This window comes from Serratia sp. CY27727 (genome assembly GCF_052169275.1).
Classification (GTDB): Bacteria; Pseudomonadota; Gammaproteobacteria; order Enterobacterales; family Enterobacteriaceae; genus Serratia; species Serratia sarumanii.
The window spans coordinates 81241-90834 of record NZ_JBJNLB010000016.1; the positions used below are offsets into that span (position 1 = coordinate 81241).

Here is a 9594-nt window from a genome sequence, read left to right on the forward strand (position 1 = left end):
TTTTCTGCTCGTTTTTACGGCAAACTTGCGTCATAAATGCGCTATTTCATCGGCGACAGTATCGCTCAGGCGAATAATTCCTTTTGTGATATCACTCAACTTTTAAACCTGTATGACAGGTTATTGTCTCGCCAGCCGCATCGTCGGCCATACCTTCAAACGGGGAGACATTTCGGATGCGTAAAATTAAAGGGTTACGCTGGTACATGATCGGGCTGGTGACCGTCGGCACCGTGCTGGGCTACCTGACCCGCAACGCCATCGCCGTGGCGGCGCCGACGCTGGAAGATACGCTGCACATCACCACCCAACAGTATTCCTACATCGTCGCCGCCTACTCCGCCTGCTACACCGTGATGCAGCCGGTGGCGGGCTATGTGCTGGACGTGCTGGGCACCAAGGTCGGCTACGCCATGTTCGCCATTCTGTGGGCGCTGTTCTGCATGGGCACCGCGCTGGCCAACAGCTGGGGCGGCCTGGCGCTGGCGCGCGGCGCGGTCGGCATGGCCGAGGCGGCGATGATCCCCGCCGGGCTGAAGGCCAGCAGCGAGTGGTTTCCGGCCAAAGAGCGTTCGATCGCCGTCGGCTATTTCAACGTGGGTTCGTCGATCGGCGGCATGATCGCCCCGCCGCTGGTGGTGTGGGCCATCGTGGCGCACAGCTGGGAGATGGCGTTCATCATCACCGGCGTGCTGAGCCTGATCTGGGCCATCTGCTGGCTGCTGTTCTACAAGCACCCGAAAGATCAGAAGAAACTGAGCCAGGAAGAACGCCGTTACATCCTCGAAGGCCAGGAAGCGCAGCACCAGACCTCTAACGCCAAAAAGATGTCCGCCTGGCAGATCCTGCGCAACCGTCAGTTCTGGGGCATCGCCCTGCCGCGTTTTCTGGCGGAGCCGGCCTGGGGCACCTTCAACGCCTGGATCCCGCTGTTCATGTTCAAGGCCTACGGTTTTAACCTGAAAGAGATCGCCATGTTCGCCTGGATGCCGATGCTGTTCGCCGATCTCGGCTGCATCGTCGGCGGCTACCTGCCGCCGCTGTTCCAGAAGTATTTCAAGGTCAATCTGATCGTCTCGCGCAAGCTGGTGGTGACGATGGGGGCGGTGTTGATGATCGGCCCCGGTATGATTGGCCTGTTCACCAGCCCTTACGCGGCTATCGCGCTGCTATGCGTCGGCGGCTTCGCCCATCAGGCGCTGTCCGGCGCGCTGATCACTCTCTCTTCCGACGTGTTCGGCCGCAATGAGGTGGCGACCGCCAACGGCCTGACCGGCATGGCGGCCTGGACCGCCAGCACGCTGTTCGCGCTGGTGGTCGGCGCCCTGGCGGACACTCTCGGCTTCAGCCCGCTGTTCGCCGCGCTGTCGGTCTTCGATATTCTCGGCGCCATCGTCATCTGGACAGTGCTGCAAAACCGCCCGGCCGCCGAAGCGCAACCGGCCGCGCTGCAGCCGTCTCCGGCGCGCAGCTGATCCCGTCGCCCGGCCCCCGCGCCGGGCCTTTTGCTCCTCTGGCAGCGGTGCCGAATAAGTGGTATAACAAATCCGATGGCCACGCGCCCCTTCCCACCGCACCGTATAGAGCATTCACTATGGAATTCACTGAAACCAGACGCCTGTATCAGCAACTGGCCGCCGAGCTTAAACAACGCATCGAAAGCGGCCGCTACCCGGTGGGCGACAAGCTGCCGGCCGAGCGATATATCGCCGAAGAGATGAATGTCAGCCGCACCGTGGTGCGCGAAGCGATCATCATGCTGGAAGTGGAAGGCTATGTGGACGTGCGCAAGGGATCCGGGATCCACGTGGTGTCCAACCAGCAAAAACACCTGGTGGTGCCGGGCGACAGCATCGAGTTCGCCACCGCCGGCCCGTTTGAGCTGCTGCAGGCGCGCCAGCTGATCGAAAGCAACATCGCCGAATTCGCCGCCACCCAGGTGACCAAGCAAGATATCGTGCAGTTGATGGAGATCCAGGAGCACGCCCGCAAAGAGGATCGCTTTCGCGACTCGCAGTGGGATCTGAAGTTCCACGTGCAGGTGGCGCTGGCCACCCAGAACACCGCCATGGCCACCATCGTGGAAAAAATGTGGGTGCAGCGGGTCAACAACCCTTACTGGAAGAAACTGCACGAACATATCGACGAACGTTCGATCGCCAGCTGGTGCGACGATCACGATCTGATCCTCAAGGCGCTGATGCGCAAAGATCCTTACGCCGCCAAACTGGCGATGTGGCAACACCTGGAAAACACCAAGCAGATGCTGTTCAACGCCACCAGCGACGATTTCGAATACAATGCCGACCGCTATCTGTTCGCCGAGAATCCGGTGGTGCATCTGGATGGCGTGAGCCACGAACCGAAATAGCCACGGCGGTCAAAAACCGTCGGCTTATGTCAGGTAATGTAAAATCCGCTGAATCGATGCCGGAACCGCCGTTTGCCGTGTACTATTTCACCGTCGGCAACGTAGATTTCCCTGTTGCCAATCGTGCTATTTTGGTAGAGTTAGCCCACTTTTTTACCCATTGCTGCGGGGGCGGGACGCGAATAAATGCGCTGGTTGTTTGCCATGCTGATTGCTGTTTTTTGCTGGACCGGTTCGGTCTCCGGCCAACAGCTATGCGTGGCGTCACCCAAGCCAACCCCCAGCGCGCTGAGCAGCCTGCCGCTGCTGGCGGAGCCGGCGCTTTCCCCCTATGATCATGTGTATCGGGCACCGGCCGAAGCGCGCCGCAAAGCCCCCGGCAAGTTGCCGCTGCTGCTGCCCAGAGCGCACTCTTTCCCCGGTTCGCTGCTCGCATCCTCCCTGCCGGCGCCGGTCTATACCTTGGCCGCAGAGCCGGGCTACCGAATTCGCTTCCCCCGCCAGGACACTCCGGCTCCCAACCGGCTTGCCCAGGTCGACTGGATGCTGGACGCCTCCAGGCAACAGAGTCGGCAGGCCGGCTGGAAAGAAAGTAACATGCAGTACCGTGGCACGCTGACTTATCACCTATGACCGGTGTCGCACCGCTAAAAACCTTAAAGCAACGCCGTTTCATCGTTATCAGCATTCAGGATCGCCGCGCGCTTTCAGCCCACGCCCGTTCCGCCGCTGAGATAAAAATAAACAATGACGTTTTAGGAACACCGGATGGACATCATTAAAGAACTGATACATGCCCTGTGGCAGCAGGATTTTGAGACGCTGGCGAACCCTTCGTTGGTGTGGACCCTCTACATCCTGCTGTTCATGATTCTGTTTTTGGAAAACGGCCTGCTGCCGGCCGCTTTCCTGCCGGGTGACAGCCTGCTGATCCTGGTCGGCGTGCTGATCGCCAAAGGCACCATGGGCTTCCCGCTGACCATCGTCATCCTGACCGTCGCTGCCAGCCTGGGATGCTGGGTCAGCTACATACAGGGCCGATGGCTCGGCAATACGCGAACGGTGCAAGGCTGGCTTTCGCACCTGCCGGCCCACTACCATCAACGCGCTCACAACCTGTTCCACCGCCACGGGCTTTCCGCCCTGCTGGTCGGCCGCTTCCTGGCCTTCGTGCGCACCCTGCTGCCGACCATCGCCGGCCTGTCCGGCCTGAGCAACGCGCGCTTCCAGTTCTTCAACTGGATGAGCGGCCTGCTGTGGGTCTTGATCCTGACGACGCTGGGCTTCGCGCTGGGCAAAACCCCGGTGTTCCGCAAGTATGAAGATCAGCTGATGTTCTGCCTGATGATGTTGCCGCTGGTATTGTTGGTGGTCGGGTTGATCGGCTCGTTGATCGTGCTGTGGCGCAAGAAACGCGCCAGCGGCCAGAACCCGGGGAAAGGGGCGTGACAGCAAAGCGCCCGCGCTGGCAATACGTCCTGATGATCGCGTTCGCCCTGCTGGCGTTGGCGACGCTGTTGGTGCCCTGCATGGTGCGCACCGAGAGCGAGCTGCGCATTCGCGCTGGCCAGCAAGGGCTGTCGCTGCCCGACGGTTTTTACGTCTACCAGCGCCTGGATGAGCGCGGCATCCGCATCAAAAGCATCACGCCGGAAGGCGATGGCCTGGTGATCCGTCTGGATTCGCCGGAGCAGCAGTTGCTGGCGCGCGAAGCGTTGCAAACCATTTTGCCGCCCGGTTACCACATCGCGTTGAGCGAATCCCCCGTGCCGTCGCATTGGGTACGCGAATTTGCGCGTTCCCCACTCAATCTGGGATAATCCCCCTTCATATGAAGGGGTTTCCTTTCATTGCATTATTTCCATTTTCATTCGCACCGATTAGCTCAAGAATTAATCAGTCAGCACCGAGTCACGGCTGATTCTTTGGGGGCGCGCCGGTTTCATGACTATGCTGAAGGGTAACTTCAGCCGGCGATGAACGCCCTCCTCTCGCGCTGCCGCCTTCGGCAGTCAGGAAAGCGGGTGCCTGTTCAGGCATCCCATGAAAAGGAACTGAAAGATGAAATTACGCCATTCACTGTTACTGCTGTTGCCACTCTGCACGCTGCCGGCCCTCGCTTCGGCCGCTGAGGGCGGCTGCGCCGCCAAAGCGCAAGACATCCAGCAGCAAATCGACTATGCCACCCAGCACGGCAACACCCACCGCGTGGACGGGCTGAAAAAAGCGCTGCGCGAAGTGCAGACTCACTGCACCGAAGCCGGCCTGCAAGCCGAACGCCAGGAAAATATCGCAGAGAAACAGCGCAAGGTCGACGAGCGCCGGCAGGAGCTGAAAGAAGCGCAGCAAACCGGCAAGCTGGACAAGGTCGCCAAGAAGCAGCAGAAGCTGGCGGAAGCGCAGGCTGAGCTGAAACGCGCTCAGGCGGAATAATTTTTTTGTACCAGCGGATTTATCGATGAGAGCCCCATCACACGGGATTTATTAAGCATATGGGATTGATGCCTGGTGTTATCTGCTGGTCATCACCCCTTTGCTCCGGCGAAAAAATCCGCTATGTTAAAAGTCTGTCGAAATAAACGTTAAGGAATAATCACATGGCACATGATTCAAATGCAGAAAACTTACGCGCTGAACTGAAGTCCTTAGCCGATACGCTGGAGGAAGTGCTGAACTCCTCTACCGACAAGCCGAAAGCCGAGCTGGAGAAGCTGCGCTCGAAGGCGGAAGGCGCGCTGAAAGAGACCCGCGCTCGCCTGAGCGACGCCGGTGACAAGCTGGCTTCGCAAACCAAGCAGATCGCCGGCCAGGCCGACGACTATGTGCGCGACAACCCGTGGACCGGCATCGGCATCGGCGCGGCGGTCGGCGTGGTGTTGGGCGTGCTGCTCGCGCGTCGTTAATCATGGCTGAACAACCGCAAGTGCGCGCGCAGGGCCCCGCTAAAGGGATCCTGGATATCGGTCAGCGCATCATCACGATCCTGGTCGGCATGGTGGAAACCCGTGTCCGGCTGGCGGTGGTCGAGCTGGAAGAGGAGAAAGCCAACCTCATTCAGCTGCTGATCATGGCCGGTATGACGCTTCTGTTCACCGCCTTCGGTTTGATGAGCCTGCTGATCCTGATCTTCTGGGCCATCGATCCGGTCTATCGGCTGATGGCGCTGGGTGCCACGACCGGCGTGCTGCTGTTCCTGGCCGTGGTCGGCACCATTTGGACGCTGGTCAAGGCCCGTCGCACCACGCTGCTCGGCGCCACGCGCAAGCAGCTGGAACTCGATCGTGCCGAACTGGAGCGCGAGCCATGAGCCGCCGCCGCTATCTGGAATGGAAAAAAGAGAGGCTGATTCGCCAGATCCAGCAACAGCGTCTGGATCTGGCCGAACACAAGTCTTTATGGCTGGAAAAGACCGAACGCATCGACCGCGGCTGGCAGACGGTGTTTGGCCTGCGCCGCTATCTGGTGCTCGGTTCCAGCGTCATGGCGCTGTACGGCATCCGCCACCCCAGCAAGATGATCCGCTGGTCGCGCCGCGCTTTCGGCGCCTGGAGCGCTATCCGCCTGTTTAAAAAGACCTTCTCCGCCAAGTAAGCCCCGCGCTTTTCCTTCAAACATCCTGTTGCTCCGCCCTCGTTTTCTCCCTAAAACAGCGCTGCTTATCCCGAGGGCCGGGCAACCTGCTGACAAGCGTCAGTTTATTAGCACGCTAAAGATTCAGATTTTTTGAAAAATTACGACAGTTTTACTTGCTAACAACCTGAGCACTTCCCGCTTAACATTCACTCCATCAATTTGAGACGGAGCGGACAGGGTAAGAGACCCGCTACGCCGCCCGTTGATATGACTACCGCCGAACAGGCGCACAAAAACACTTTGGAGTAGATGATGAAAAAATTAGAAGATACAGGTTTGTTGGTTGCTCGTATTCTGATGCCAATCCTGTTTATCGTGGCAGGCTACGGCAAAATGGGTGACGCTTATGCCGGTACCCAACAGTACATGCAATCGATGGGCGTGCCTGGCTTCTTGCTGCCCCTGACCATCCTGCTGGAATTTGGCGGCGGTCTGGCGATCCTGTTCGGTTTCCTGACCCGCACTGTAGCGCTGTTCACTGCCGGTTTCACCATTCTGACCGCGCTGCTGTTCCACACTGACTTTGCGGAAGGCGTAAACCAGCTGATGTTCATGAAAAACCTGACCATCGCTGGCGGCTTCATCGTGTTGGCGGTCGCAGGCCCTGGCGGTTTTAGCATCGACCGTCTTCTGAACAAGAAATGGTAATCTAAACTGTCATTCAGGGCCCGGCATGCCGGGCCCTGTCGCTTTTCACTCGGACACCAAGGAGATTCCCATGGGACAACTCGTCGATGGCGTTTGGCAAGACATCTGGTATGACACCAAATCTACCGGCGGCCGTTTCAAACGTTCAACCGCTCAGTTTCGCAATTGGGTGACCGCCGACGGTCAGCCGGGCGAACACGGCACGGGCGGCTTCCAGGCCGAAGCGGGCCGTTATCACCTGTACGTTTCTCTCGCCTGCCCCTGGGCGCACCGCACGCTGCTGATGCGCAAACTGAAAGGGCTGGAGCAGATCATTCCGGTCTCGGTGGTGCACCCGCTGATGCTGGAAAATGGCTGGACCTTCGGCCAGGATTTTCCTGAAACCACCGGCGATCCGCTGTATCACGCCGACTTCCTGTACCAGATCTACCTGCGGGCCGATCCGCACTACAGCGGGCGCGTGACCGTGCCGGTGCTGTGGGATAAACAGCGGCAAACCATCGTCAGCAACGAATCCGCCGATATCATCCGCATGTTCAACAGCGCGTTTGACGGCGTGGGCGCCCGCGCGGGCGATTACTACCCGGCCGATCTGCGCGGCAAAATCGATGAGCTGAACGGTTGGATTTACGATCAAGTGAACAACGGCGTGTACAAGGCCGGTTTCGCCACCAGCCAGGAAGCGTATGACGACGCGGTCAGCGGGGTCTTCAGCGCGCTCGAACGCCTGGAGCAGATCCTGGGGCAGCACCGCTACCTGACCGGCGATCGGCTGACCGAAGCCGATCTGCGTCTGTGGACCACGCTGGTGCGCTTCGATCCGGTGTACGTCACCCACTTCAAGTGCGACAAACACCGCATCAGCGACTACCTGAACCTGTACGGTTTCCTGCGCGACATCTACCAGATGCCGGGCATCGCCGAGACGGTCAGCCTGCCGCACATTCGCAACCACTACTACCGCAGCCACGCCACCATCAACCCGCACGGCATCATTTCCATCGGGCCGGCGCAGGATCTGGACGAGCCGCACGGCCGCGACCAGCGCTTCAGCTAAGGCAAAAAAATCCCCTTGCCGCCTGGCAAGGGGATGTCATCCAACCGGCGTTAGCGCTGTGCGAACAGGCGCGGAATTTCACGCAGGAACCAGGCCTTCGCCTCCCCCATGCTGTCGCGCCGCCAGGCCATGATGATATCGGCTTCGCGGCTGTATTCCGGCCCCACCACGCGCAGCCGCCCGGCCTCGATATCTTTTTCCACCATCGGGTAGGGCATGGTCGCCACCCCCAGCCCGGCCAGCAGCGCCAGGCGTTTGTCTTCGATGGTGCTCACCGTCAGGCGCTGTTGTTTATCCAGCAGCTGTACGGTCAACACCGGGCGCTCGCGGGCGGTATCCGCCACCGCGATGCCGCGGTACTTCACGCGGGTCACCTCGGACAACGGCTCCGGCTCCTGGTGGATCGGGTGATCCGGCGCGGCGACATAAACGCTCATCACCTTGTACAGTTTGCGGGTGTTGATCTCCGACGACGCGCGGAAGTGCATGTCCGGCGCGATCACGATGTCGGCGCGCCCCTGCTCCAGCCGTTCCCAGGCGCCCGCCAGCACCTCGGTGAAAATCGACACCTGGGTGTTGGCCTTCAGCGCCAGCTTGTCCACCAGCGGAAACAGCAAGCTCGGCGGCGACAGCGCTTCGCTGACGATGGTCAGGTGGGTTTCCCAACCGCGCGCCAGCGCTTCGGCGTCGGTGGTCAGCTTGTCGGCCGCTTCCAGCAGCACCCGCCCGCGCTCCAGCAACATGCGCCCCACGTTGGTGAACTTGGTGCGGTGGCCCGAACGGTCGAACAGCACCACGTCCAATTCTTCTTCCAATTTTTGCATGGTGTAGCTGAGCGCCGACGGCACCCGGCCCAATTCGTCGGCGGCCGCGGCGAAGCTGCCGCGCCGGTCGATCGCGTCCATCACTCTCAGCGCCTCAAGCGTGAGCGCCCGATCTCTGGCCATCACATCCCTCTGTCAGGAAATTTGAATATGCCGACCAGATTAACTGGCTAACAATCCGACGTCCAGATGCTTACCATTTGGATAATGAATTTAGAGAGCCGATTGCCATGATCACATGCAGAACAGCACAACAATGCGGGCAAGCTGACTTTGGTTGGCTGCAGGCTCGCTACACCTTTTCCTTTGGTCACTACTTCGATCCCAAACTGATGGGCTACGCGTCGCTGCGGGTGCTGAATCAGGAGGTGCTGGCGCCGGGCGCGTCGTTCCAGCCGCGCACCTATCCCAGCGTGGATATCCTGAACCTGATCCTGCAGGGCGAGGCGGAATACCGCGACAGCGACGGCAACACCGCGCGCGCCAAAGCCGGTGAAGCGCTGCTGCTGGCCACCCAGCCGAGCCTGAGCTACAGCGAACAGAACGTCAGCAGCGATACGCCGCTGACTCGCCTGCAGCTGTGGCTGGACGCCTGCCCGGAACGCAACAACGAGCGGGTGCAGCGCCTGACGCTGCCGGCGGCGGGCAACCTGCTGCTGGCCTCGCCGGACGGCGCGCAGGGCAGCCTGCAGCTGCGCCAGCAGGTTTGGATCCACCATCTCGATCTGCAGCCGGGCGAAGAACAAACGCTGACGATTAACGGGCCGCGCGCCTATTTGCAGTCGATTCACGGCACCATCGCCGCCACCGGCGAGCGCCACGAAGAACAACGCCTGACCTGCGGCGACGGCGCCTTCGTGCGCGAGGAGAATCGCCTGACGATCCGCGCCGAGACGCCGCTGCGCGCACTGCTGATTGACCTGCCAGTGTAAGCCGGCCGGAAAGTAAAAGACCACCTCCTGAGGAGGTGGCTTTACACGACGCCCCCTAAAAGGGGGCCATTTTCGAGTTAATCCTGCAACAGCTCCATCTGCTGTTCGATCTCTTGGTCCTTCTTATCC

13 protein-coding genes are annotated in these 9594 nt (G+C 60.2%); 12 read left to right on the top strand and 1 reads right to left on the bottom strand.

What is annotated here, in order from left to right; all coding sequences use genetic code 11:
- The first annotated feature begins 176 nt into the window (after positions 1–176).
- From ACJ8HB_RS23770 to ACJ8HB_RS23820, 11 genes are all read left to right on the top strand, one after another.
- Complete coding sequence (locus ACJ8HB_RS23770) at positions 177–1475, top strand: MFS transporter (RefSeq protein WP_047570442.1); 1299 nt, start codon at positions 177–179, stop codon at positions 1473–1475.
- Between the two features lie 119 nt (positions 1476–1594).
- Entirely contained in the window at positions 1595–2371 is a 777-nt protein-coding gene (gene exuR / locus ACJ8HB_RS23775) for a transcriptional regulator ExuR (RefSeq protein ID WP_047570441.1), read from the top strand.
- Between the two features lie 186 nt (positions 2372–2557).
- Positions 2558–3004 carry a hypothetical protein gene (locus tag ACJ8HB_RS23780; protein ID WP_033636103.1) on the top strand — a complete coding sequence of 149 codons (447 nt, stop codon included), beginning with the start codon at positions 2558–2560 and terminating at the stop codon, positions 3002–3004.
- Positions 3005–3139: 135 nt separating this feature from the next.
- On the top strand, positions 3140–3820 hold the full coding sequence (locus ACJ8HB_RS23785; RefSeq protein ID WP_033636104.1) for a DedA family protein: 681 nt from the start codon (positions 3140–3142) through the stop codon (positions 3818–3820).
- Positions 3817–4191 (top strand): EnvZ/OmpR regulon moderator MzrA, encoded by a 375-nt coding sequence (gene mzrA, locus ACJ8HB_RS23790; protein ID WP_072021605.1) that lies wholly within the window; start codon positions 3817–3819, stop codon positions 4189–4191. The genes ACJ8HB_RS23785 and mzrA overlap by 4 nt, the downstream gene beginning before the upstream one ends.
- Before the next feature lie 241 nt (positions 4192–4432).
- Positions 4433–4804 (top strand): DUF1090 domain-containing protein, encoded by a 372-nt coding sequence (locus ACJ8HB_RS23795; protein WP_047570439.1) that lies wholly within the window; start codon positions 4433–4435, stop codon positions 4802–4804.
- 164 nt (positions 4805–4968) lie between these two features.
- Entirely contained in the window at positions 4969–5274 is a 306-nt protein-coding gene (locus ACJ8HB_RS23800; protein ID WP_004937125.1) for a DUF883 family protein, read from the top strand.
- Positions 5275–5276: 2 nt separating this feature from the next.
- Positions 5277–5678 (top strand): phage holin family protein, encoded by a 402-nt coding sequence (locus tag ACJ8HB_RS23805; protein WP_047570438.1) that lies wholly within the window; start codon positions 5277–5279, stop codon positions 5676–5678.
- Positions 5675–5962: a YqjK-like family protein gene (locus ACJ8HB_RS23810; protein WP_004937121.1), complete on the top strand. Its 288-nt coding sequence runs from the start codon at positions 5675–5677 to the stop codon at positions 5960–5962. The genes ACJ8HB_RS23805 and ACJ8HB_RS23810 overlap by 4 nt, the downstream gene beginning before the upstream one ends.
- A gap of 294 nt (positions 5963–6256) precedes the next feature.
- Positions 6257–6652, top strand: a complete 396-nt coding sequence (locus tag ACJ8HB_RS23815; RefSeq protein ID WP_004937119.1) for a DoxX family protein — start codon at positions 6257–6259, stop codon at positions 6650–6652.
- A 70-nt stretch (positions 6653–6722) separates the two neighbouring features.
- Positions 6723–7709, top strand: a complete 987-nt coding sequence (locus ACJ8HB_RS23820) for a glutathione S-transferase family protein (protein WP_047570437.1) — start codon at positions 6723–6725, stop codon at positions 7707–7709.
- 50 nt (positions 7710–7759) lie between these two features.
- Here the strand turns inward: ACJ8HB_RS23820 and ACJ8HB_RS23825 are convergent, their stop codons facing one another.
- Positions 7760–8656 (bottom strand): LysR family transcriptional regulator, encoded by an 897-nt coding sequence (locus tag ACJ8HB_RS23825; RefSeq protein WP_004937113.1) that lies wholly within the window; start codon positions 8654–8656, stop codon positions 7760–7762.
- A 107-nt stretch (positions 8657–8763) separates the two neighbouring features.
- On the opposite strand from ACJ8HB_RS23825, the gene ACJ8HB_RS23830 reads away from it, so the two are divergent.
- Entirely contained in the window at positions 8764–9465 is a 702-nt protein-coding gene (locus ACJ8HB_RS23830; RefSeq protein ID WP_033636111.1) for a pirin family protein, read from the top strand.
- The last annotated feature ends 129 nt before the right edge of the window (positions 9466–9594 follow it).

Excerpts from the sequence above, each read along its gene's own strand:
- ACJ8HB_RS23795 (WP_047570439.1), top strand. The coding sequence starts at position 4,433 with ATGAAATTACGCCATTCACTGTTACTGCTGTTGCCACTCTGCACGCTG.
- ACJ8HB_RS23805 (WP_047570438.1), top strand. The coding sequence starts at position 5,277 with ATGGCTGAACAACCGCAAGTGCGCGCGCAGGGCCCCGCTAAAGGGATC.
- ACJ8HB_RS23825 (WP_004937113.1), bottom strand. The coding sequence starts at position 8,656 with ATGGCCAGAGATCGGGCGCTCACGCTTGAGGCGCTGAGAGTGATGGAC.
- ACJ8HB_RS23815 (WP_004937119.1), top strand. The coding sequence starts at position 6,257 with ATGAAAAAATTAGAAGATACAGGTTTGTTGGTTGCTCGTATTCTGATG.
- ACJ8HB_RS23820 (WP_047570437.1), top strand. The coding sequence starts at position 6,723 with ATGGGACAACTCGTCGATGGCGTTTGGCAAGACATCTGGTATGACACC.
- ACJ8HB_RS23830 (WP_033636111.1), top strand. The coding sequence starts at position 8,764 with ATGATCACATGCAGAACAGCACAACAATGCGGGCAAGCTGACTTTGGT.
- ACJ8HB_RS23800 (WP_004937125.1), top strand. The coding sequence starts at position 4,969 with ATGGCACATGATTCAAATGCAGAAAACTTACGCGCTGAACTGAAGTCC.
- ACJ8HB_RS23785 (WP_033636104.1), top strand. The coding sequence starts at position 3,140 with ATGGACATCATTAAAGAACTGATACATGCCCTGTGGCAGCAGGATTTT.
- ACJ8HB_RS23810 (WP_004937121.1), top strand. The coding sequence starts at position 5,675 with ATGAGCCGCCGCCGCTATCTGGAATGGAAAAAAGAGAGGCTGATTCGC.
- exuR (WP_047570441.1), top strand. The coding sequence starts at position 1,595 with ATGGAATTCACTGAAACCAGACGCCTGTATCAGCAACTGGCCGCCGAG.
- ACJ8HB_RS23770 (WP_047570442.1), top strand. The coding sequence starts at position 177 with ATGCGTAAAATTAAAGGGTTACGCTGGTACATGATCGGGCTGGTGACC.
- ACJ8HB_RS23780 (WP_033636103.1), top strand. The coding sequence starts at position 2,558 with ATGCGCTGGTTGTTTGCCATGCTGATTGCTGTTTTTTGCTGGACCGGT.